General features: G+C 42.5%; 23 protein-coding genes and 1 riboswitch. Of the genes, 17 read left to right on the top strand and 6 right to left on the bottom strand.

Annotated elements, in window-relative coordinates; genetic code table 11:
• Nucleotides 1–370 precede the first annotated feature (370 nt).
• A riboswitch (TPP riboswitch) is annotated at nucleotides 371–472 on the top strand.
• Nucleotides 473–603: 131 nt separating this feature from the next.
• From KNO72_RS15795 to KNO72_RS13860, 7 genes are all read left to right on the top strand, one after another.
• Complete coding sequence (locus tag KNO72_RS15795) at nucleotides 604–819, top strand: hydroxyethylthiazole kinase (RefSeq protein ID WP_114167518.1); 216 nt, start codon at nucleotides 604–606, stop codon at nucleotides 817–819.
• Nucleotides 820–1,013: 194 nt separating this feature from the next.
• Nucleotides 1,014–1,766 (top strand): 3-oxoacyl-ACP reductase, encoded by a 753-nt coding sequence (locus KNO72_RS13885; protein ID WP_029336160.1) that lies wholly within the window; start codon nucleotides 1,014–1,016, stop codon nucleotides 1,764–1,766.
• Between the two features lie 69 nt (nucleotides 1,767–1,835).
• Nucleotides 1,836–3,143 (top strand): LLM class flavin-dependent oxidoreductase, encoded by a 1,308-nt coding sequence (locus KNO72_RS13880; protein WP_214758562.1) that lies wholly within the window; start codon nucleotides 1,836–1,838, stop codon nucleotides 3,141–3,143.
• A gap of 452 nt (nucleotides 3,144–3,595) precedes the next feature.
• Nucleotides 3,596–4,738: an ISL3 family transposase gene (locus KNO72_RS13875; RefSeq protein ID WP_214758560.1), complete on the top strand. Its 1,143-nt coding sequence runs from the start codon at nucleotides 3,596–3,598 to the stop codon at nucleotides 4,736–4,738.
• Between the two features lie 33 nt (nucleotides 4,739–4,771).
• Nucleotides 4,772–6,001, top strand: coding sequence for an IS21 family transposase (istA, locus tag KNO72_RS13870; RefSeq protein ID WP_214758558.1), 1,230 nt, complete (start codon nucleotides 4,772–4,774; stop codon nucleotides 5,999–6,001).
• Nucleotides 5,998–6,771, top strand: coding sequence for an IS21-like element helper ATPase IstB (istB, locus tag KNO72_RS13865; protein WP_214758556.1), 774 nt, complete (start codon nucleotides 5,998–6,000; stop codon nucleotides 6,769–6,771). Before istA ends, istB begins: the two co-directional genes overlap by 4 nt.
• A 73-nt stretch (nucleotides 6,772–6,844) precedes the next feature.
• Complete coding sequence (locus KNO72_RS13860) at nucleotides 6,845–7,258, top strand: transposase (protein WP_214758554.1); 414 nt, start codon at nucleotides 6,845–6,847, stop codon at nucleotides 7,256–7,258.
• A 113-nt stretch (nucleotides 7,259–7,371) separates the two neighbouring features.
• Here the strand turns inward: KNO72_RS13860 and KNO72_RS13855 are convergent, their stop codons facing one another.
• The 3 genes from KNO72_RS13855 to KNO72_RS13845 all read right to left on the bottom strand — a co-directional run bounded on the left by KNO72_RS13855 (nucleotide 7,372) and on the right by KNO72_RS13845 (nucleotide 10,211).
• Nucleotides 7,372–7,917, bottom strand: a complete 546-nt coding sequence (locus KNO72_RS13855; RefSeq protein ID WP_214758552.1) for a recombinase family protein — start codon at nucleotides 7,915–7,917, stop codon at nucleotides 7,372–7,374.
• A gap of 173 nt (nucleotides 7,918–8,090) precedes the next feature.
• Complete coding sequence (locus tag KNO72_RS13850) at nucleotides 8,091–9,041, bottom strand: DUF4062 domain-containing protein (protein WP_214758550.1); 951 nt, start codon at nucleotides 9,039–9,041, stop codon at nucleotides 8,091–8,093.
• A gap of 24 nt (nucleotides 9,042–9,065) precedes the next feature.
• Complete coding sequence (locus KNO72_RS13845) at nucleotides 9,066–10,211, bottom strand: DNA cytosine methyltransferase (protein ID WP_214758548.1); 1,146 nt, start codon at nucleotides 10,209–10,211, stop codon at nucleotides 9,066–9,068.
• A gap of 231 nt (nucleotides 10,212–10,442) precedes the next feature.
• On the opposite strand from KNO72_RS13845, the gene KNO72_RS13840 reads away from it, so the two are divergent.
• Both KNO72_RS13840 and KNO72_RS13835 read left to right on the top strand, forming a co-directional pair.
• On the top strand, nucleotides 10,443–11,006 hold the full coding sequence (locus KNO72_RS13840; RefSeq protein ID WP_214758546.1) for a hypothetical protein: 564 nt from the start codon (nucleotides 10,443–10,445) through the stop codon (nucleotides 11,004–11,006).
• Nucleotides 10,999–12,597 carry an AlwI family type II restriction endonuclease gene (locus tag KNO72_RS13835; RefSeq protein WP_214758544.1) on the top strand — a complete coding sequence of 533 codons (1,599 nt, stop codon included), beginning with the start codon at nucleotides 10,999–11,001 and terminating at the stop codon, nucleotides 12,595–12,597. Before KNO72_RS13840 ends, KNO72_RS13835 begins: the two co-directional genes overlap by 8 nt.
• Before the next feature lie 135 nt (nucleotides 12,598–12,732).
• Here the strand turns inward: KNO72_RS13835 and KNO72_RS13830 are convergent, their stop codons facing one another.
• Nucleotides 12,733–13,074 carry a YolD-like family protein gene (locus KNO72_RS13830; protein ID WP_251028361.1) on the bottom strand — a complete coding sequence of 114 codons (342 nt, stop codon included), beginning with the start codon at nucleotides 13,072–13,074 and terminating at the stop codon, nucleotides 12,733–12,735.
• Between the two features lie 370 nt (nucleotides 13,075–13,444).
• On the opposite strand from KNO72_RS13830, the gene KNO72_RS13825 reads away from it, so the two are divergent.
• The 8 genes from KNO72_RS13825 to KNO72_RS13790 all read left to right on the top strand — a co-directional run bounded on the left by KNO72_RS13825 (nucleotide 13,445) and on the right by KNO72_RS13790 (nucleotide 19,458).
• The gene (locus KNO72_RS13825; RefSeq protein ID WP_214758542.1) at nucleotides 13,445–13,900 is read left to right on the top strand and encodes a JAB domain-containing protein; all 456 of its coding nucleotides are present in this window, start codon (nucleotides 13,445–13,447) and stop codon (nucleotides 13,898–13,900) included.
• A gap of 388 nt (nucleotides 13,901–14,288) precedes the next feature.
• Nucleotides 14,289–14,495, top strand: a complete 207-nt coding sequence (locus KNO72_RS13820; RefSeq protein WP_214758540.1) for a hypothetical protein — start codon at nucleotides 14,289–14,291, stop codon at nucleotides 14,493–14,495.
• A gap of 154 nt (nucleotides 14,496–14,649) precedes the next feature.
• The gene (locus tag KNO72_RS13815) at nucleotides 14,650–15,036 is read left to right on the top strand and encodes a hypothetical protein (RefSeq protein WP_214758538.1); all 387 of its coding nucleotides are present in this window, start codon (nucleotides 14,650–14,652) and stop codon (nucleotides 15,034–15,036) included.
• Nucleotides 15,037–15,447: 411 nt separating this feature from the next.
• A complete protein-coding gene (locus KNO72_RS13810; protein ID WP_214758536.1) occupies nucleotides 15,448–16,416 on the top strand; it encodes a caspase family protein in 969 nt (322 codons plus the stop codon).
• The gene (locus KNO72_RS13805; RefSeq protein WP_214758534.1) at nucleotides 16,350–16,886 is read left to right on the top strand and encodes a hypothetical protein; all 537 of its coding nucleotides are present in this window, start codon (nucleotides 16,350–16,352) and stop codon (nucleotides 16,884–16,886) included. The genes KNO72_RS13810 and KNO72_RS13805 overlap by 67 nt, the downstream gene beginning before the upstream one ends.
• A gap of 60 nt (nucleotides 16,887–16,946) precedes the next feature.
• Nucleotides 16,947–17,555 (top strand): hypothetical protein, encoded by a 609-nt coding sequence (locus tag KNO72_RS13800; protein ID WP_114167312.1) that lies wholly within the window; start codon nucleotides 16,947–16,949, stop codon nucleotides 17,553–17,555.
• A gap of 519 nt (nucleotides 17,556–18,074) precedes the next feature.
• Nucleotides 18,075–18,647 carry a lecithin retinol acyltransferase family protein gene (locus KNO72_RS13795; protein WP_214758532.1) on the top strand — a complete coding sequence of 191 codons (573 nt, stop codon included), beginning with the start codon at nucleotides 18,075–18,077 and terminating at the stop codon, nucleotides 18,645–18,647.
• 172 nt (nucleotides 18,648–18,819) lie between these two features.
• Nucleotides 18,820–19,458, top strand: coding sequence for a helix-turn-helix domain-containing protein (locus KNO72_RS13790; RefSeq protein WP_131472576.1), 639 nt, complete (start codon nucleotides 18,820–18,822; stop codon nucleotides 19,456–19,458).
• Between the two features lie 335 nt (nucleotides 19,459–19,793).
• Here the strand turns inward: KNO72_RS13790 and KNO72_RS13785 are convergent, their stop codons facing one another.
• A complete protein-coding gene (locus KNO72_RS13785; RefSeq protein ID WP_012655943.1) occupies nucleotides 19,794–20,096 on the bottom strand; it encodes a putative quinol monooxygenase in 303 nt (100 codons plus the stop codon).
• Between the two features lie 136 nt (nucleotides 20,097–20,232).
• A complete protein-coding gene (locus KNO72_RS13780; RefSeq protein ID WP_131472577.1) occupies nucleotides 20,233–21,384 on the bottom strand; it encodes an alcohol dehydrogenase catalytic domain-containing protein in 1,152 nt (383 codons plus the stop codon).
• Between the last annotated feature and the right edge of the window lie 222 nt (nucleotides 21,385–21,606).

The following is a 21,606-nucleotide window of genomic DNA, read 5'->3' as shown; positions in this document are numbered from 1 at the left end:
TAAGATGGGTGTAGCTCATGAGATTTCCTCCGTCTGAATGTGTGTTGTGGTGACTTCATTCTACACGAGGAAAGCGTCATGGGCTTTTTTGTGTTCACGTTCAGATGTTGCACTTAATTTTATAATTCATCAAGGATAAAAAAACAGCCTGGTGTGGTTTTAGGGAGGGGGAAAAATAAGAAGAGCAATTCCTATAAATCAGAGCTCATTTAAAATATCATACAAGCTAATAGGTATCTTATAATTAAAACATCTAGTACGAAACACTCGTAAGACAAGGTTTACTTCCTGCACAACCTCTGTAGACAGTAGATACCAGGCTTTACATAAAAATTAGGATTTGTTATAGTGGTCGTGAAAACAAAATACCTAAATACACTAGGGGAGCCGAATTGGCTGAGACGGACAAGAGTCCGGACCCTTTGAACCTGATCTGGGTCATACCAGCGGAGGGAAGTGTGCGAACCTTTTATACTTTCTATTTAACTGGTCTTTCGCCGCCTCCTATCTTCAGGAGGCGGTTTTTTGCGTTCAAGAAAGGGGTAATAGGCATGGATCATTGTACAACAGTTTAAAAAAGCAACCGAGTGCGGAGGGATACTCATGCAACTCTCTGTTCGTGAAAGAGCGCCAATTGTACATTGTATTACAAATCAGATCTTTGCAAATTTTCAAGCTAATGGATTGCTCGCTGTAGGTTGCTCATTTGCAGGACTACTGTACAAGTATACACAGAGGAGAATAATGGCAGCCGGTAGTGAGGTGATTGGAACAGGACTGCTGGCTTCATTAGTGGAGCTCTACTCGCCTGGGTTTTAGGGAAAAGGTTTGAACGACATTCTTTATCGGTTCTACCTAAACAGTAAACCGATAGTACTATTCAGAAAGACATTCATTTAAAGTTGGTACGGAAGAATTAGATTTATTGGAAAGACTAAAGGCAGTGCAGGGGTAATATCTTTCACTTTTTGATTTGTACTTGCGATTGCAACTAAAAGTATAGGAGTGGTGACGTGAAAAGAACAGTTTTGGTGACAGGAAGTAGCAAGGGTCTTGGTGCTACGATAGCAAAAGCTTTAGTTGAAAAAGGGTTTAATGTAGTGATTAACTATTACAAAAGTAAAGAGAAGGCAGAAGGACTTGTTTCGGAGCTCGGTGAACAAAATGCTATAGCTCTATACGCTGATGTGACAAATCGCCAAGAAGTGGATGAGATGGTGAAAGTGGCGACCAACTATTTTGGTCAAATTGATGTGGTGGTCAATAATGCATTGGTAGACTTCAAATTCGATCCGATACAGCAAAAGTCTTTTATAGATCTTTCATGGAAAGATTATCAAAGACAGCTGGATGGAACATTAAAAGGGGCCTTCAATGCGATTCAAAGTGTCTTACCCCAATTCATGGAGAGACAAAACGGAAGTATCATCAGTATTGGTACGAATCTCTACCAAAATCCAGTTGTCCCCTACCACGAGTATACAACCGCAAAAGCAGGACTTATAGGTTTTACACGCAATATAGCCTCTGAACTGGGACAATACGGAATTAAAGCAAATGTCGTATCAGGTGGTTTGTTGAAAGTGACTGATGCCAGTTCAGTAACGTCTCAAGAGGTCTTTGAACTGATTGCTAATTCTACACCTTTGAGAAAAGTGACAACTCCGGAACAGGTGGCCCATTTGGTCGTTTATCTGTCATCTAAAGAGGCGGAAGGTATCACAGGGCAAAATTTCACAGTAGATGGTGGACTAACGATGAACTAAATGTATTATTACCTCCATATGTAAGATAGGAAGGCATAATATATTGGTCTAGTCTTAGGGGGAAGAGTAATGACGGTTATTCAAAAGAATCAACTTAATATAGGGGTTTTGGTTTATGGGTGTGGACATCATCAGGCTGCGTGGTTGATGCCGAACTCAAGTGTTAACCGGGTAGGGGAGATAGAATATTATCAATCCTTGGCGCAGTTAGCTGAAAAAGGATGCTTTGACGCTGTCTTCTTCGCAGACAGTCAATCTTTCCTGGCACAAGAACCAAATGAAATACCGGCATTTTGGTTCGACCCATTAATCAATTTGACAGCTATTTCTCAGGTGACAAAATATGTAGGGCTCGTCTCAACCATCTCGAGTACTTTTTCAAATCCTTTTACAGCCTCAAGACAGTTGTTGAGCCTAGAACATATTACAAATGGAAGAGTGGGTTGGAACCTAGTGACGTCTATGAGAGATGAAGAAGCATGGAATCACGGCATGGAGAGTCTTCCATCCCATGAAGAGAGGTATAAGAAGGCAGATGAATTCGCAGAATTGATGCATAAACTCTTCTTGTCTTGGGATAGAGAAGAGGTTCTCGCTGACCGAGTGCGACGTCAGTTAATCAACCCTGATAATATTTTCCCTATCAATCACAAAGGAGAATTTTTTAATGTGAGGGGTCCATCCACTACACCAAAGAGCCCTCAAGGAAAACCGGTGGCCATGCAAGCAGGGGCCTCAAAGCAAGGTATTCAACTAGCAGCCAAACATGCGGAGGCAGTCTATTCAGTATCTTGGAATATAAGTCAGGCTATGAAATATCGTCAAAAGTTAGATGAGGCCATCAAGCAAAATGGAGGGTGCAAACAGCAAATCAAAGTTTTTCCAGGTCTTGTTACATATGTAGGAAAGACCCGTGAAGAAGCCTTGGCTAAAAAGCAAGCATTAGATGAAATGTTGCCTCTAGAGACAGCGTTAAAACAACTGAGTTATTTTCTCCAGATGGATTGTACGGACTGGGAAATCGATTTAAAAGTGCCCACATTACCACCTTTAGAGCAATTTAATGGTCCTGTAGGTCGATATGAGACAATACTTGAAATTATTCATGATACTAATCCTACAGTAAAGGAACTATTAGGATTTCTTAGTGCCGGTGGAGGGCACTTCACCTTAATCGGAACACCCGAAGAGATTGTTGATCAGATGGAGATGTGGCTAGACAAAGGCGTGGCAGATGGATTCAATCTCATGCCTCCTACGCTACCTGAGAGCTTAGAGGACTTCATTGAATTAGTTGTTCCCGAAATGCAGAAAAGAGAGATTTTCAGAAAACAGTACGAGGGAAAAACACTAAGAGAACATCTTGGGTTGAAATAGGTAGACTGATTATACATCAACTAAATAGGAGATTAGCTTTGTTGCACCTTAATTCTAGAGTTTCTTTAATGTAAATAGACCTGGTAGGAGGAGTGAAGAGTCCTTCTATGAAATAGTAAATATCTGTTTTTAGGAATATATCTTCTATAATGGCCCTTCTAGTGAAGAAAAGTAGATACGGCAGATCAGGGGTTTTTCTATTCAGACATTCTTATAAATAGAAACCTATGTCGCTTCTACAACCAAGAGACAGGACAGCCAGAAATCGACGAAAAAGAATGAACTATTAGTGAGAGACTCCTCTTCTGATAGGATCTGAACACTCATGACTAAAAATGAGTGTGGTTTCCTTCGTAATCGGTGTCAACAGCGGTTTAAAATTGGTTCTTCCTCACTTTTGATGAAGCCCGTCTTCGGGAATTAGTTCACTAAAAGGATTGAAGGGATCAATCATGTTAAACGAGTTTCTTCCAGAACTAGAAGTGGTCGAGGTGAACCGTCGTGATGAAACATATCAGTTCATTTGTCATGGAAAAAAGTCGTGCGCACCCTGTCCCCATTGCACTAAAAGCTCCCATCGTGTCCATAGCCGATACATCAGGACATTGCACGATGAGCGTGTGTTCGGATTTGATGTGCAGCTACGGATTCAGGCAAGACGTTTCTTCTGCGACGAACCAAGCTGTCCCTCAAGTATCTTTACGGAGAGATTTCCTTCCCTGTGTCGACCACACTCCCGCAGAACAATCCGTTTAGAACGTGGGCTACTGAGGCTCTTAAGTGGGATGAGTGCGACCGGGCTGGAACGTATCTTGAACAATATCAGCGATAGTACGCTACTCAGACTGTTGAAACGCTCAAAACATCATCGGAAGGTGTCTGACCCTCGCGTGGTTGGCATTGATGACTGGGCCTGGAGAAAACGAAAAAAGTACGGGACAATCATCTGTGATCTAGAGACACGACGCCCGATCGCCTTACTTCCCTCTCGGGATGTCAAAACCGTCTGTGCTTGGATTCGTTCGCATCCCACCATCCAGGTGGTGGCACGCGACGGGTCCATCGAGTTTCGGGAGGCCATCCGTTTGGCCGATGAGACGATTCAGCAGGTGAGTGACCGATGGCACTTGTTTCATAACTTAGGGAAGAAAATTGAAGAAATCTTGAAGCGACGTCTTCCATCTAGCGAAAAAATCCTTCTCGAACCGGATGGTCTAAACTTCGAACGTGAACTGACAGACGCTGAAAGAAGAAAATGGACGCTTATTCTCGCAGTACAACAGGATGCAAGACAGGGCGTTCCGATCTCCCAGTTGATCAGACGTCACCATATCGACCCAAAGACGTGTCGTAGATACCTACAGATGACAGAGGCACCAAGAATCAGTCGGTCACATCGACAACACAGCGCAGACATCTACAAGGGAGACATCGTCAGATGGATCCGCCAAGGTAGGACGACCGAATGGATGTACCGGACGCTGAAACGGAAAGGATATCTCCGTGGAATCAGTACGTTTCGACCTTACGTTGTAATCAACGCTGTTAAAACCCCTTATATCAACGTATTAAAAATCCCTCAAATTAACGGATAATGATTCTGACAACCTGAAAATGGAGTGTGAGACATGATCCGAAGTGAGGGATTTTTTATGATTCGTGAGTTAAGAAGCAAAGGATGGACAATCAGAGCCATCTCTGACGAGACGGGATATGATCCTAAGACAATCCGAAAGTATTTGAAGATGGAAAATGCACCTACGAAAGTGAAGCGGAAAAAGAGGAAAGGAAAACTCGAACCCTACAAAGACTACATAAACGAACGTATCAAAGAAGGTACAACCAATTGCGAGGTTCTGTTCGATGAGATTCAAAAGCTAGGCTATGAAGGGAAAATGACGATTCTGAGAGAGTACGTGAGCCCTTACAGACTTCTGCCTAAAAAGCAGGCTACCGTCAGGTTTGAAACGCCGCCTGGACGACAGGGACAGATGGATTGGAGTGATGTCGGGACGTATGAAGTAGACGGTGAAATGCGTATGGTGTATGCCTTCTCCATCATCCTCGGGTATTCAAGGATGCGATACATCGAGTTCACGACCGACATGACGCTGGAGACTCTGATGAAGTGCCATATGAATGCGTTCGCCTTCTTCAATGGCGTACCGCAACAGATTCTCTATGACAACATGAAAACTGCGGTCATCAGCCACAATCCAAACGGTATCAAGTTCAATCAGAAGTTCGAAGATTTCTTGGCCTATTATGGGATTACGCCGAAGGCGTGCAAGCCCAGACGGGCACAGACGAAAGGGAAGATCGAGCGCTCATTCGGCTATATGAAACAGAACTTTTTCAAACGACGTATCGGAAAGACATTGGAACAATTAAATCGTGACGTCCTCGAGTGGCTACAAAACACGGCCAATAAAAAGAAAAACGATACGACGAAAGAGTCACCTGAGAAACGCTTCGAGGTCGAACAAGGTTTTCTAGCACCAGGACATTTGAAGCCGCATTATCCGGTCCATCGCTGGGAAACACGTCAAGTAAGCAAAGACTGTTTTGTGTCCTACCAAGGACGACAGTATTCAGTTCCGTTCCGGTTCGTCGGACAGCATGTACGAATTAGAATCACCCTCGACCATCATCTCAAGGTCTACGCTGATGGCGAACAAATCGCCCAACATCCGATTGCCTCCGGGAACTTGAAGTATCAATTAAATTTAGAGCATTACAAAGGGCTAGAAACGACTCAAAAAGGTTTGCCGACCCGTCGTCTCCAGCCCGATATTCCTGAAGTGGAACGTCGTTCCCTTCAAGTGTACGAACAGTTCGAAAGGAGTGATCACGAATGAACACGGACCTTCTCACTGAACGCCTAGAAAAAGTTGGATGGCAATCGTCGGCCAACCAACTTGAAGGAATCCTTGAAGATGCCTCCAAGAATAATGTAGCATATTCGGACTTTCTAAACAGTATTCTGATGACGGAAATCGAACACCGTGAATCAACAGAGCTATCGAAACGAATAAAACGTGCCAGACTCCCTTATTTTAAGACGCTAGAAGACTTCGACTTTGCGTTTCAGCCGAGCATCAATGAAAAGCGCGTCAGGGAGGTGATGACCTGTCGGTTCATCGATAACGGCTTCAATGTATTATTATTGGGCCCGCCGGGGGTGGGGAAGACACACTTGGCAATTTCAATCGCTGCGGAAGCTGTCACGAAAGGTTATCGGACTTCGTTCATTACCGCGAACGATTTTGTCGAGGAGTGTCAAAAAGCAGAGAAATCTGGCCTTCTTCCTCGTATCATCAAAAGGTACTGTCGATCCGAGCTACTCATTCTAGATGAAATCGGTTATTTTCCGTTCGACGCCATCAGTGCGAATGCGCTTTTTCAAATCATCTCGAAGAGATATGAGAGAGGTTCGATCATCCTGACTTCAAACAAGTCATATATTGAATGGGGAAAAATATTTGGTGACGAGGTTTTGGCAACCGCAATTTTAGATCGCCTTCTTCATCATGCGACCACTTTTAACATTCGGGGAGATTCATATCGGATGAGGGAAAAGAAACGGGCCGGCATCCAGCCGACCCGTGTCGATAGTTTCCAAGAGTAACGTGTAAAAAAGGGATTTTTAATCCGTTATTAAGAGGGAATTTTAAACCGCTGTTGACACTTACGTGGCAAGATTGAAAAAAGCAGTCCCACACGAGATTAACATCAATCGACGAATCATCCAGAAAGTCCTCTGGGAGGACGAGCCTTCTAACAAACCACTTCTCATAAAGATACTGAACATCTATCCTTTCTTGAAGGTATTGAACGAGCTCGTCCGTTCGTTCAAGAATCTTTTCGGCAAAGCGACGTCTGAACAGGATATCCTAAAATGGTGTGAACAGGCAGAACGGATGAACGAAACCCCACTAGCCTCTTTCACAACCTATATACGAGGGGACATCGATGCCATCCGGCTCGGGATGACGCTGCCCTGGTCAAACGGCATGGTCGAGGGACAGGTCAACCGACTCAAGACGATCAAATGTCAAATGTATGGTCGGGCAGGATTGGAGCTGTTGCGCATCAAAATATTGAATGTCACTTGAGGCTCGTTGTTCTACTGAAATATGAATCGATGTCTATACAACCATAGGGATGAAGCGTTTCATCAAAAGTGAGGAAGAACCAATTTTAAACCGCTGTTGACATAAATCAAATATCATTGCTCTTTCATATACTTATAAAATGTAGAACGAGAAATATTTAACGTTTTAGTGATATCATTTACCGTCATTTTAGCTTCATACATCATATATGCACGAGTCAAAATATCTGGATCAATCTTTTTCCGCCCACCTAAACATCCTCGAGCACGTGCTGCTATTAAACCAGCATTTGTACGTTCGCGAATCAATTCTCGTTCCATTTCTGCCAATCCCGCCATCATAGTGAAGAATAGTCGGCTGGCAGCCGTAGAGGTATCTATACCTAGTGTAATAATTTGAAGATTTATTCCGCGACTTTTCAAATCATCAATCAATTCAAGAAGCTTCTTTGTGGTTCTCCCTAACCGATCTAGCTTCCAGACGACTAGGGTATCACCTTCTCGTAGATAATCTAAGCACTTTTCAAATTCAGGTCTCTTTTTAACACTAGATGCCTTCTCTTGAAAAATTTTAGTACAACCAGCTTTATTAAGTTCATCTAGTTGTGAGTCCAAGTTCTGATCGAGGGTCGACACTCGTGCATAACCAATTTTCGTCATGAAGTACCTCCATTTGTTTGTTTACTCGTTAAATATAACAGAAAATGAACATTGATAAAAAGATGAGTTAAAAGACAACCAAACGATAATGAAAAGGGCTTTAAATAGCCCTTTTCATTATCATGTGAATTAATTAACGAACATGTCTTTTTAACGTTCGTTTTAAAGACATGTTAAAAAGGGAATTCTACATCTTTAAACATATAGTGGTCAGCCTTAACTTTGTTAAATATGTCTTCGTATTCCTGATCATTGACTAGTTCAGTATACAGCTCATGATCAAAATAAAAGCTTCTAGGAGTGTCTCCATAAGTAAATTCACTATCCATTAACAATTTACGTTTCCAAAGAAGTTCTACTAGGCTGAAATAATTTTCTTGTATATTTGACCTAATCTGATTTTGCGTTTCCCAAAGACGTATTGACTTAATTCGATCACTTATGTCTATTCCGTATTCAAAGTCATAAACTTGTCGTTCTCGTGCATAAGCTAGAAAAAGCATTTCATTTGGAGTAAGTCTTCTGTTTGATATTATTGATTTTAAATCGATAATATTCTTACTGGGGGGATCTATAGATTGGCCAGGAGAGAGTGTGTGGCTCGACAGTCTATACCATCCCCCTTTTTCTATTCTTCTATCAAGAGCATGGATGCCACTTGTTAGAGCAACCTCTAATTCGTCAAGGGTACTAAAAAAATTACATTGATGATTTGAAGATACTTGATGGCGAAAATCAGTATATTTCTGTGGATAATTTTGCTCTACAGCTAACGAATAGCTAGAGCTGGCGATTCTTTTCTGTATGGTTACATCATCATTATTAAGTAACACACAAAATAAATCTTTACCACTTTCTACAGCATAAGAATATTCCCAGTGTGTAAAGCTAAGTTCACTTTGAGAATCGATACTTCCATATCGATAGCCTAAAATTAGAATATATGCATCCGATTCATCTATCCACTTCTTTATCACTTCTTTAGATGGTTCATTTCCTGGTTGAAATAGCTCCATTCCTGCAGGGATATGACCATATTTTAATATCACCTTAATAGCGCGTTCTCTTTCAGAAATAAGATCTTGGTAAGTAGAAGAAATAAAAAACTGTAGTTTACGTTCCATGCCACTTCACCTCAATAATTAGAATCACTTAGTTAAAATAGGATCTTTGATAGTGATGTTTTTCTTCCCTTTTAAATTATTTAATTGCAATTTAGGTGTTGCCTCAACTGAATCGTATTCTATGCCAGCAAAGGTCTTCAAAATTGCCTCGAAAACAATTTGAGCTCCTGCAGGAGGAACGGCCATGCCGATTTGTTTACGTACCTGCTCCTTACTACCAATGAACACGAAATCATCCGGGAAAGTTTGGAGGCGGGCCCGCTCACGGTTTGTCAAAGCACGTTCTTCTTCCCAGTGATACATATGCGTACCGCCACCACCGCTACCAGTCACCGTATACGCTGGACGGTTCGGGTCTAATCGTTTATAAATCGAGCTCAGACGTGCACCTTTGACGTTTAATCGCAAATGTTCTGGGATCCCTAAGTACCAAGCATTTTCGCCAGGTGGAATATGTCCAAGCATCTCTACCACTTTACTAGAATGTTTAGTCAGTTCATTATTCATCGCATCTTCTGGAATCGGAGGGTTCAAGATTGCTTCACTTGCCGTCTTCACATTGTCGAGCGTGTTAAGTGGCGCTGGAACTTTAAATTCGATTCCTTGCTCTGCCAAATCTTTGCGAATCCCAACTATAATGATCCGGTGACGAGCTTGTGGAACGCCATAAAGTTCAAATTTATAGAGGTGAGGTGTCAATACATAGCCGCATTCTTCAAGTTCAGTCAAAATTTGAATGAACGCTTTACCTTCGTTGGCACTTTGAAGACCACCTACGTTCTCAGCGACGAAAAACTTCGGTTGATACTCATTCAGTACTTTGACCCCATAAGAGTAGAGAGGACCGAATGTTCCGTTCAAGCCTTGTTTCTCGCCAACCTGGCTATAATCGTTGCAGGGGAACCCGAAAGCAAAGCAATCGATGTCACCCAGGACCGACTTGTCTCCGATTGGAAGTTGCTCGACGGGCCCGTGATGTACGGAATTATCCTCAATGTCATCGCAAATGTTGAAACGGAATGTTTTACAAGCTTGCTCATCGTAGTCGTTCGACCACTCATGTACGATCCGATACTCCTCGTTTGTCTCTGGATGAATCACGCGTGCATTTTTCGCACCAAGAGAAAGGCCACCTGGACCATTAAATAGTTCACCTTTTTTAAATATCATAATAAAACTCCTCACTTTCAACGCTTTCAAAAAACGAAAGTATGTTCTTGCTTACTCATAAGCCTATTCTACATCTCTTTTTAACAAATAGCAGCCCCAAAGCTCAAATCGTAAAAAAAACTAAAATACAGACAGCCATCAAAGTAAAATCATTCAATGTTGAATGATTTTACTTTGATGGCCTGTTGTAATCTGAATTTAGCAACGGATACAAAAGAGGGGGAGGAGCAGTTGAAAGATAAGCGTCTTAGAAACTTAAGAGAGTTATGTGAAATGTACCTCTGTTCGAGTTTTATTACAGAAGAAATCATAAGTGCGTTCAAGGAACATCTGGCACAAAAGGATATCAGAAGGATTTTATCGGAGAAGACAGGACGAGAACTCAACTCAATTTATCGAGACGAACGTGCCGGGAACGTCTTCAATGCGATCACGTTGATTCGATACTGGAAGGCCGCACTGGAGATGAAAGAAGAGCTGATGGGTGGGACGATGTCTTCTTTTACAAAAAACAGTGATTCGTCAGATATCTCGATTCTCGAAATTGAAGAAATCATTAGGAAGTATGGGGAGACCATCGAGTCGATATCTGAGCTCGATGGTGAAATTGAATTTGATGAGGCAGTCGAAAACCATTTCGATGTCATCTATCGAGTCGTCGAATATTATGACAAAAATCCATTGCCGGGGAATCGAATGGTCAAAAAGCAGTTATTGATTGAATTGAATGATCGACCAGACATACGAGAACGAAAAAATAAAATGAGAATCGAAAGGATGAAACAATATGGCTGAACGTAAAGTATGGTTTATCACACGACCGGAGAGAGATCCGCGTTTCCACGCGGAGGCCGTCACTGCATTGCAAGAGGCGACTGAAAATTTCACGAAGAAATGGGAAGGGAACCGAGAACTGCACAAGCATTATGAATCGGTCCTTGCAGCACATGGGTTAAAGCGTAACAACGTGAGCAATGACGGGTCAGGTGGACGTACGTGGTGCGCGATGTTAAAGACATTCTCGTACTGTTACATCGATAAAGAGGGCTTCGTGAAACCAACGAAGGTCGGGAAGGCACTCGCAGATGGGATTAAAGAATATGAGAATGTGAAGAAGCAAATTCTCACACTTCAAATTCCTAATGCCTACTTCATGGAAAAAGGATTCCGACCGAAATTCGAAGAAGGATTTCGTATCCGTCCAGCGCGCTTTTTGATCAAACTCGTACAACGTTCAGAGCTTGAGTACCGTCTATCTAAAGAAGAAATTACGTATTTTGTTTTGACTGCACAAAAAGATTCGCAGGAACAAGAGGTTGTCTCAAAAATCCTATCATTCCGAAATTCGTCCCCAGAACAAAAAGAAGCAATGAAGCAAGAGGTTGCGGTTCACTACGATCATCGGGCCCGGAATGACAAGGCCGCTCGCGATTACTATCAGGCTCATTCAGACGTTGCACACACATTCATGTTGCTATGTGAATACACGGGATTGGTTGAATATCAGAGAGGAATGTCGATTCTGAGAACAGAACCGACTTTAGTCGATACGGCGATGGAGAGTATCGCTTATTACGATTCTCGTTACCCGTTCAATACGCGGTACCTCATCTCGGTTGAACGGATGGCCCAGAACAGCGGTCTGGACGTCGATAGCTATAAATCAAATGAGTTTGGAGACATCAAGCCCGCCAACAACTCAGTTAAAATGACAAAAAAAATTGAAACTGTCTTGAATAAAATCCCTAATCCTTTGGAATTGACACATGAAGAGCTACTGTCTCATTTCGAGCCGGTCTTTGGGAAACGCGATGCATTGAAAGCCGTGAATGACGTACAGGTTGGAAAAGAATCAATGAATCATCTTTCGGAAGAATTTGTAGAGAGATATCTAGGGGACATGACGCATAATGAATTTGAACGAACGACCACTGAAATCTTGAAGGCAATTGGGTTCGAGACAATCTACCAACCTAAGATCCAGGGTAAACAGACAGAAATCGAAATCTTGATTCGTTCAGGTTCCATTCATGGCATCATCGACACCAAACATTATCCCAATGGGTTTGGGTTAACCCAACAACTCGCGAACTACATGGCATCGGAGTACATTCAAAACTATATGACTTATGACGAAAGTAAGCTTGAATTCTATGGATATGTCACTTCTGGAGGTTTCACGGGTGAGAAAAAATTAGAGTCAATCACGTCGCTTGCAGAAAAATTAACAGGTGAAACGATTGAAGGATTATTGATCACACGTGAAGTGTTGATTGGTTTCCTTGACTATTGTTTGGAGAACCAAATCCCTCAAGAAGAACGGGTCCGTCTATTTATTGAGAATGCTAAAAACAAAGGATTCAATGATTTGAAGCAATTCGTATAAATCAAGATATGAATCCAGTTATATAAGTGAATCGTGTCGTGAAGGGAAGAGCATAGTCGCTCTTCCCTTTTATTTTGGAAAGTCGAGGAGCGACACTTCGTTTCGTGACGCAGACTTCGAACAACCGCCAGGGCGTTAGTCCATCGATTGTTCCACGTGAATGATTGCCTCGAACGGTACATGTATAATTCCGTCCCGCTGGTTGGCCAGTTCGACGGTCCGCTCCATGTAATTCGTACGGTTTACAAACCCCTTGAATCGTTTCGTCTCCCGCTCTTCCACATATTTTACCTCCACCATATCTCCGCTAAAAATTGCGTCATTCAGCACGTTCTCATAGACCGATAAGACTTGTTCATCGACATCTGGCATCTCAATCTTTTGAATTTCCTTATAATACTTCGTTAGTAGCGCCTTGTGCTCGGGCATGAGGAATGGGATCCATTTCAGCTCACCCCGGTCGCGATACATCGTCATAAAAATCATCCTCCTAATAAAACGAACGTTTGTTCTTATTTTATACCCGACTTCTCTCGTTTGAACAGCCTTTTTCGTGATTGGTGATCCGTTCGTCCTGTTTCCGTACTCTAGCTCGCTGGTCGTCGGTGCAAGGGACGTCAAAAAAATGACGCGCCCTCCGGCCCGTCTTCCTTCGCTTTAGGCTCAAAGCGAGGCTTTTCGCTCGTTGGCTACGGAAGCCTGTCCCTCCGTTTGCTCTACGCATTTTTTTGAGGCTCTCCCTGCGGTCGCCCTTGCACCGTCTCCCGACGCTCGCTTCGTTCCCGTCAACAGGACGCACAACGGTGTTCGTTCTGAGGACAGCTTATCCGAAAGGGGACAAATAACCATGGAACTATCCGCCATCATCGAGGTCATCCGTATCAAGCAAGAGGTTCGCGAGGAAATGGTCGCCCTCGAGCACGCCGTTATCCAATCCCCCGACAATGCCCGGCAAATCGGGGCATCGTTCATCGGGGATGACGACCGCGAGGTGTTCCTCGTCATCATGCTCAACACGAAGAACCGGGTCATCGGCGTCCACCGAGCGCACGTCGGGAGCGTCAACTCGAGTGTCGTGCACCCACGGGAAGTGTTCAAGTGCGCCATCTTGAACAATGCCTCGTGCATCATCGCCTGTCACCAACATCCGAGCGGGGACCCGAGCCCGAGCCGGGAGGATATCATCGTCTCCGAACGGTTGCATGAAGCGGGGGACCTCATCGGCATCCCGGTGCTCGACCATCTCATCCTCGGTGCGGACGAGTCGTACGTCAGCATGAAACAGCGGGGCTACATGGGTTGAACGGAATAGAGTGGGGCCGGGGGGACCGGTCCCGGTCCGTTCGGTAAGGGCAAGGACGAAAAACATACGTTTTTCTTTGATAAGACGGACGACTCGCGTTGCTCTCGCCTGGATCCATAGAGCGGGATCCGGGAAAAGGGGCGTTTTCGCATGACGAAAACGGAGTAGTTCGTGCGTGGATATAGGGTGAAGTTTTATTCTGTCTCGTCATTTTTTTGATGAAATGACAAAAGTGAAAACATGGTTTATTTATTGAAAATGACCATATTTTCGAAACAAGCCCTAGGGCTTGTTTGAAACAACACCAGGGCTTACGTGAAATTAGGTGAGATGTTGCTTGCGTGGATGCGAGATATCATTAGGCTATCAAATGGAGAGGATGATTCAGATGGATAAATTCCAACTAGACCAACAGACGATGGACGAGATGACGGAGGTATTGCTACGCCGCCTACCGGATCGGTTAAACGTTAAGAACGGGGAATTTAAACTTGTGAGTATGGATATCCTATGTGATGTGAAAGAAGGGGAGTTATTGACAAGAAGCACAGTTTTTTTCACCACCAATACGCTTCGAACATATGGTCGACCGTAAGAATTTTCTAGATGTATACATGTAGATTTGTATACGTGTATACATGTATACGCGTATACATTTTTGAATGGGAATCGTTTCTACTAGTGTATGGATGAGGACTGAACTGTCTTTTTACGGGGAATCGTTTTAGAGAGAACCGGAAGGTGGAGGCGTGACGGACGAGGGGCTGCTTGATGACTATGCGTTCGAAGGATTGGATCCGTTCGTCCGGACCGTGTTCTCGGAACTGATGGAACATCCCGAGTGGATGCGTGTCGTCGACAGGCAACATGGCGTCGAGAAGGTCGTCCGGTTCGATGAAGGACGGAACTCGCCTTACTTCCGCATGGTGATCTATCTGGATGTAGAAGAACGTCCGATCAAGATCGTGTATCTATATGGGACATGGGTGGTGGCGGATGGGGACGTCCGCTTCGTCGTCTCAGAGCTATCCAAGGGTATATTCGAGTATGAACTCATGCATGTCCATTGGCTCATCAAGTATCGCTTCGAGGATTGGGGCGTGTCTGAAGACGGGGCATGGGAGAAGGAATGGTGATCCGGGCTCATGCGTGAGCGTCTAACGCCTTGTGGCGAAGTCGCTCATCGCACCGCTGCCTCCCTGACGGCCCGATAACAAGAGCTGCTGGTTCACCGCCGCATCTCTATGTTCCTGGCCCTTTCTGACGGGAGGCACGGAGCGTAAGAACAACACTAAAAGCAAGAACGTGGGCTTGTCGATCGACAAGCGAGGGAAACCATTCAGTCGAATGGTTTTTTGTTTTTACCTAGAGGCACTTTACTTTTCAAATCAGCTGTTTATCAATGGCTCTTAGAATAAGGATTGAGAATGAAAGAGTCTGCGTCGACATGTCTTCTGAATCGAGTGATTGATTTTCTATTCAAGTTTGGAGCATGTGTACATTGTATAATACAATATATGTAAATGATGAGAAGGTAGGGATTTACATTGTACAAAGCTCTATTAATTGCAGTCAATGAGCAACGTGACCATGAGATATCTGCTCTTCCGAATACGTTAAACGACGTAAGAGAAATCAATCGATTATTGACAGAAGAGCCCGCCGTATTCGGTAAATCTGACGTCCAGATTTTATATGGGAATTTGACCACCAAGTCAATGTTAGACCATGCATTACATAGTTTTTTTGGAGATGCGTCTCCAAATGATGTCTTATTTCTCTACTGGGCAGGCCACGGGGGGTTCAGTCAAACCAATGCGTATTTCATTCCATATGATGCAGGTATTCATGCTATAGGTGACACCAGCATCAACATGTCCGATGTCAGAGACCATATCGATCAAACAAAGGCCCGCACAGTCTTGAGCTTTTTTGATACGTGTCATAGCGGTGCGCTCATGCGATCAATCGACAATCTGATGGAGAGAGGGCTTGAAATTAAAGGGTCCGGTAAGTTCGTCATCGCAGCGTGCACGGAAAATCAGTTGGCTTGGGATCGAAACGGGCATGGAGCCTTCACAGATCATTTGATCCGTGGCCTAGAAGGTGGGGCGACGAACCTGAGCGGGGAGATTGATATCTACACGCTCTATGCTTACGTCAGCCGGGCTCTCTCGAAAGAATTCGAGAATCAACATCCTGTCTTAAACAGCACGCTCTCCGGTCCACCTGTCATCATCAAGAATGTAAAGACGAGACAGGCCGAGTCGAATTTGTCACCACTCTTTGACGGTGGACAACGGGTGATCGACAATTCTGGAGACTGGTTTCTATTGGGAAGTTCGAGCGCACGTTACTTCTCCTATCGCTACAACAGTTCTGACAAGGCATACAGCTTGATCTTGAAGGCCGAAGACAACTCGAGAGGGGTCGGGAGGTGCTCAAGCAGATGTGGAAAACTGAGCAACCTTTCGCGATTGAAGATACGGCTGAATATGTCCGCGTGGCCGAGGTGAATGTGGAAGTGGTCGGGGGTGAAAAAACAATCAACCTCAAGCTGGTCTCGAGTGAAGACAGACATGGCAGTCATATGTTTAGTGAAATGACAGTCAATGGTATTAAACCCGATGAAATCGCTAAGCTGAGAATCGATCACTATCTATTCAACAAAGAAGTTCCAAGACATGTCAGAATGGATCATTCGGAAACACTCATTTACGGGAATCCATCCGACTATGAGGTGTCCAATCGGTTAATCCCGGATTTGCTTGATCAGCATGTCACCCTGGAATGTATCAGACTACACCTCATAGCGGTCCTTGTATTCAAATCAATTGTGTCTGAAGTGAGCTCATTGCATTTATTTGTCGAACGCGGTGCCATCACGAGGATTACCATCGAAGGTAGGCGGCCCCGCGTCTACTCGAACGTCAATCCGTCAATAGTGTCAGTGGACGAACCGGTACATTTTTCATTGGACTATTGATACGATCCGCGTACATGAGTAAGCGAAAGACCATCAAATCAGAGAAGGCGGAGAGGCCAGATGAAACATGCCTTACCGGACACACGTTGGCTATATGAACAACTTTTGAACCATGGGCAACAGACCGCTGTCGATGACTTTGCGGCTAAATGCCCTATGCACGGGCAAGCGGAATTCGTAGCACAGTTATGGGAGACGGACGCGGAAATCGGAGGGATCGGCGGATACCAGCTTCCTAAAAACCCGATACAAAATCCGTTTCCCGGCGGAATGGAACGAACTTTATATAGGCCGTTGCAGTATGCGGCGAGCGAACTAGAGCGGGACGTAGCGCATGGGGCGCGATACATCGTTCAATATGCAGGCATGCACCTGGAGGCCGTGACACGTCAATATTTGATGCGATCGCAAAAGCTCGGGTCGCTTCGACACTCCCAGTCCACCTTAGGAAAAGCGGTCCATCAAATCGCCAAGCTACGAACGATAGATGAAAAGACGATTCAGAGCCTACTTGTATTCGTACGTTTGTACAACATGTCGAAACATGAGGTGAACCAAGACGAATCGAGAGACCGTCTATTCAGTGCGGAGGACGCACTGATCGCTTATCTGTCTGCTCGTATCCTAGGCTTCCGGTTGTTGACCGAGATCGGTTTGGTTCCATCATAAGCATGGTCATGAAACAACTGATGTCCTGACACCTCTTGATCAATGGTCAAGATGTCTAGATTTTTAAACGTGAAAGATATCAATCTTTTTAATCGAACAGGCCATGAAAGAATGAATCAGACCATCTTAAACGAGCATGTATATATTTCGATGTCGAAACGTATACATACTCGTTTTACCCACTATTCCAAAAGTGTTTAAGCAGGACACTCCTGTCTCTCGACATGAAAGAGGCAAAACGAATATCTATTACGAACAACTTCACAAAACGTGAAATGGTGGCGAATCATCTGTTGGCTATACCAGTATCGGAGAATAAAGTCATTCATCTACCAAATTAACAAATGATAATAATCCCCTTACAATTTTATTCATAGGTAATACGATAAAAATATAGTATAATTTTTCCTGTTAATTAATCTTAGTTTTTTATCTTTATACTTTTATTTTGTAAAGAATTCGACATCTTAATTTTTAAATGATATTTGATACAAAGAAAAAAAGATTGGAGATATACAGTTGAAAAATAGATTTTTAGACAAAATTAAAGTCACGCCATCTAACAAAAAAGTACTAAAAAATATCGTTACTCCCATGTTATGGGCACGAGAAAAAACTTCAATTCATAGGCATTCCTTACTTTTGAATAAATCATACAATTTTATGCAAGAGCCTGCTATTGGTGCATTGATTTATTGCCAATTAGGTACAGCAGAACATTCGGGTGTATACATAGGAAATAAAAATGTTATCGACTTAAATCGAAAAGGAGAAATTAAAAAAGTTAGTCTGAAAGAATTCACTGGTAACATCCTTAGTACAGATAAAGACATTTTTATTCCAGTAATGAAGCATGCAATGTGGCCATTAGGAGATGAAAACATAGCAAAAGAAGCGTTTAAAAATCTGTCAGAAAGAAGAAAATACAATCTTCTTGATGATAACTGTCATCAATTTGTAGCAGGCTGTATCATAGGGAACCTTGAAAATGATTGTAATTTTTTGTTTATGGTCAAAGAAGAGTTTTCAAAATTCTTGAGTGTAGAGGAATCTAACATTGTTTGGGTTCGCTGGAAGTGGAATTTAAATTAGGATGGCCAAATCTTCAATCGACTACATCGATAGATAGATAACATAGGGTTATGGAGTGATCATCTACCTATGAATCGAGTGTATTCGTTTTATGAAGGATTTCTCTCGCTTTTAATACAATGAACATGGTATTATTTAATGAGAACATCATTGTGTTAAAAGGAGGTCCGTCATGTATACAATTGATGAAGCATTTGAGATTCTATCGAAGACCAAGCTCACGACCCACAAGGAAACCGTCCGGAACTGGGTACGAAAAGGCGTGATACAGGCGGAACCGCTCGAGTCCCGTAAAAAAGGCTATCGAATCAGCGAGGAGGCTCTCGAGCAGTTCATCAAAAAACGGATGCCTGAAGGATGGGAGATGTATCCAAAGTCGGTGACAGGAGATGCTCGGGAGGTCGTCAAGAGTGAGGACGTGGCCCCATATCACGTCGAAATCGACGTGGAAGCAATCAAAGAGCAGGGGCGGATTGAAATGTGGCATCAAGTGGCCGGCCGCTGGCTGTGGGAAGGCGATTTTGAGATCAGTCGTAGGATGGTGCGGAACGCGGTCGCGCATAGACGTTATTCAAAAGAATTTGAACAGCTGGTTTGGGAAAGGTGTCTTAAGAACAGTGCCCCACGAAAAAAACCACGTGTCCTTTATTTGGTTGATGCGTTCTTATTTGAAGAAGAGCGGGTGCCATTTCACAAGGGTTTTGATATCAAAGAAGATCAAATCATGCAGGCATTGATTGAACACGTTCGTATGAATGCAAAGTCCGGAAAATATACAAATGAATCTAGTGTAAATAAATTCAAGATTTAGACGCTTCTAATGAAAAGGTGTACTCTCTTTAACATTGAGAATACACCTTTTGCAATTGTTGTTGTATTAAATGAAAGATTGCACCTATATTTCTAAAGATTAGACTTCACTCTTAAGAAAATCGTCAGCACGACACAGAGTGGTGACTAAAGTGGACCCCATTGTCAAGACACTAATTTTATAATAATAAGGTGAAAACAGTCATTCTTCTTGTCCTTGTCCCATCTTGCAGACCCAGCCTTTCCTATGCCAGGTTCTGTCAAGGGCGTATTTTCCCTTGACAGGGCCTGGGATGGGAAAGATAATTGCTCCGAGATGGCAACGATAATATGACTTTATTTAGGAAGCTTGGAAGCAAGGACATCAATATTTTCAATCACTGGTGGCTCTACGAAAAGTTCAGGAGCTTTCTCCATCAATGCCGCAGCCACTTGACCAGAAAGGTGTGCTTGACGACCTGTGTCGTCCGGGAATGCGTCAAAGATTCCGAATGTCGTAGGTCCAAGTCGGATTGCAAACCATGCAATCGTTTCTGACTCCTCCTGAACCACAGGTAGGGCCCCACGTAGGAAGCTTTCAACTTCCGCTTCTTTTCCAGGTTTTGCTTCAAGTCGAACCAATAGCGCTACATTAACCATTTTTCTATCTCCTCCTCAAATTAGAAATTTCATCCATATGTGAGAACTATAATTCTATTTTACCTTTAATATATACACATTAAAAATATATTGTTCAGTTATATCAAACTACTTAAACGTTTAATTTTATGAATAATTACTCCGGTTTAAATACGACTTTAATATTATTATCTCGTTTTTCATCAAATACTTTATAAGCCTCATCGGCTTTTTCTAAAGGAAAAGTATGTGTGATAATTTCAGTAGGATCAAATACTTCATCTTTAATCATTTCATATAATTTAGGCATTAAATGAATAACTGGTGCCTGACCAGTTGTTAAACGAACATTTCTATTAAATATTAAATCAAGTGGAAAGTTATCAGCTGGTGTACCATAAATTCCAGTCAGTTGAATTGTACCAAATTTACGGACTGATTCAGCGGCTGTAATAATCGGACTAATTGTTCCTCTTTGTTGAGATGTTTTTGAAAGTTTTGGTTCTGGACTTGATTGTGCGCCATCAAAACCAACACAGTCAATAACTACATCAGCACCACCACTAGTTTTTTCTTTCAATAACTTACCAATTTCTTTTTCTTTATCGAAATTATAAACTTCAACACCATTGTATTTTTTAGCATGCTCTAGTCTATGTTCGACATTATCGATTGCTATAACACGTTCGGCACCTTTTAGTTTCGCAAATTTTTGTGCCATTAAACCTATAGGACCACATCCTAATACAATAACAGTATCCCCAGCCTTCACACCTGCATGTTCGACACTCCAATAAGCTGTAGGTACTACATCAGATAAAAATAATACTTGTTCATCTTTTAAATCACTATCTGGCACAACAAAAGAAGAAAAATCAGCATATGGAACTCTTAAATATTCAGCTTGACCACCCCAAAAATTCCCATGCATTTTTCCAAATCCAAATAATGCACCGTTATCCATCTTCCAGTTTGCAGGTTCTTCATTAGATTGATCACATTGTGATTCCATTTGGTTATTACAGTAAAAACAATCGCCACAACCAATATTAAAAGGAATAACGACACGATCACCTTTTTTTAGATTCTTAACTTCTTTACCAACTTCTTCAACAATCCCCATTGGTTCATGTCCGATAACAAAATCTTTATCCATAAACATATCGCCTTGATGATATAAATGTAAATCTGATCCACAAATACCTGAAGCAGTAATCTTAATAATTGCGTCAGTTGGTTCAATAATCTTTGGATCTGCAACTTTTTTTACTTTCATTTTCTTTTTACCTTGAAATGTTACAGCCTTCATACACATTACTCCTTTATTATATAATATCTGTATAACACATTATTAATACCCCTAATTTTAAATGATAAAACCTTTATACATATATTATTACCTTTACACAAGATTAAATATTCAACAAACTATTTATTTAATTTTACTTCTTAATTATCGAAAGATTTATCAGCTATGTGAATACCTATTAATTCACTATCTTTATTAAGGATAGGGGCTCATATTGCCCAA

The organism is Exiguobacterium sp. s123 (assembly GCF_018617075.1).
GTDB lineage: Bacteria > Bacillota > Bacilli > Exiguobacteriales > Exiguobacteriaceae > Exiguobacterium > Exiguobacterium profundum.
Note: the sequence above shows the minus strand (reverse complement) of the source record. Positions and strands in the feature narration are given on the sequence as shown.

Coding starts and splice junctions, on each gene's coding strand:
- KNO72_RS15795 (WP_114167518.1), top strand. CDS start 604: ATGCAACTCTCTGTTCGTGAAAGAGCGCCAATTGTACATTGTATTACA.
- KNO72_RS13825 (WP_214758542.1), top strand. CDS start 13,445: ATGGAACTATCCGCCATCATCGAGGTCATCCGTATCAAGCAAGAGGTT.
- KNO72_RS13850 (WP_214758550.1), bottom strand. CDS start 9,041: ATGGAACGTAAACTACAGTTTTTTATTTCTTCTACTTACCAAGATCTT.
- KNO72_RS13855 (WP_214758552.1), bottom strand. CDS start 7,917: ATGACGAAAATTGGTTATGCACGAGTGTCGACCCTCGATCAGAACTTG.
- KNO72_RS13835 (WP_214758544.1), top strand. CDS start 10,999: ATGGCTGAACGTAAAGTATGGTTTATCACACGACCGGAGAGAGATCCG.
- KNO72_RS13880 (WP_214758562.1), top strand. CDS start 1,836: ATGACGGTTATTCAAAAGAATCAACTTAATATAGGGGTTTTGGTTTAT.
- istA (WP_214758558.1), top strand. CDS start 4,772: ATGATCCGAAGTGAGGGATTTTTTATGATTCGTGAGTTAAGAAGCAAA.
- KNO72_RS13830 (WP_251028361.1), bottom strand. CDS start 13,074: ATGACGATGTATCGCGACCGGGGTGAGCTGAAATGGATCCCATTCCTC.
- KNO72_RS13780 (WP_131472577.1), bottom strand. CDS start 21,384: ATGAAGGCTGTAACATTTCAAGGTAAAAAGAAAATGAAAGTAAAAAAA.
- KNO72_RS13845 (WP_214758548.1), bottom strand. CDS start 10,211: ATGATATTTAAAAAAGGTGAACTATTTAATGGTCCAGGTGGCCTTTCT.
- istB (WP_214758556.1), top strand. CDS start 5,998: ATGAACACGGACCTTCTCACTGAACGCCTAGAAAAAGTTGGATGGCAA.
- KNO72_RS13800 (WP_114167312.1), top strand. CDS start 16,947: ATGAAACATGCCTTACCGGACACACGTTGGCTATATGAACAACTTTTG.
- KNO72_RS13820 (WP_214758540.1), top strand. CDS start 14,289: ATGGATAAATTCCAACTAGACCAACAGACGATGGACGAGATGACGGAG.
- KNO72_RS13790 (WP_131472576.1), top strand. CDS start 18,820: ATGTATACAATTGATGAAGCATTTGAGATTCTATCGAAGACCAAGCTC.
- KNO72_RS13805 (WP_214758534.1), top strand. CDS start 16,350: ATGTGGAAAACTGAGCAACCTTTCGCGATTGAAGATACGGCTGAATAT.
- KNO72_RS13785 (WP_012655943.1), bottom strand. CDS start 20,096: ATGGTTAATGTAGCGCTATTGGTTCGACTTGAAGCAAAACCTGGAAAA.
- KNO72_RS13875 (WP_214758560.1), top strand. CDS start 3,596: ATGTTAAACGAGTTTCTTCCAGAACTAGAAGTGGTCGAGGTGAACCGT.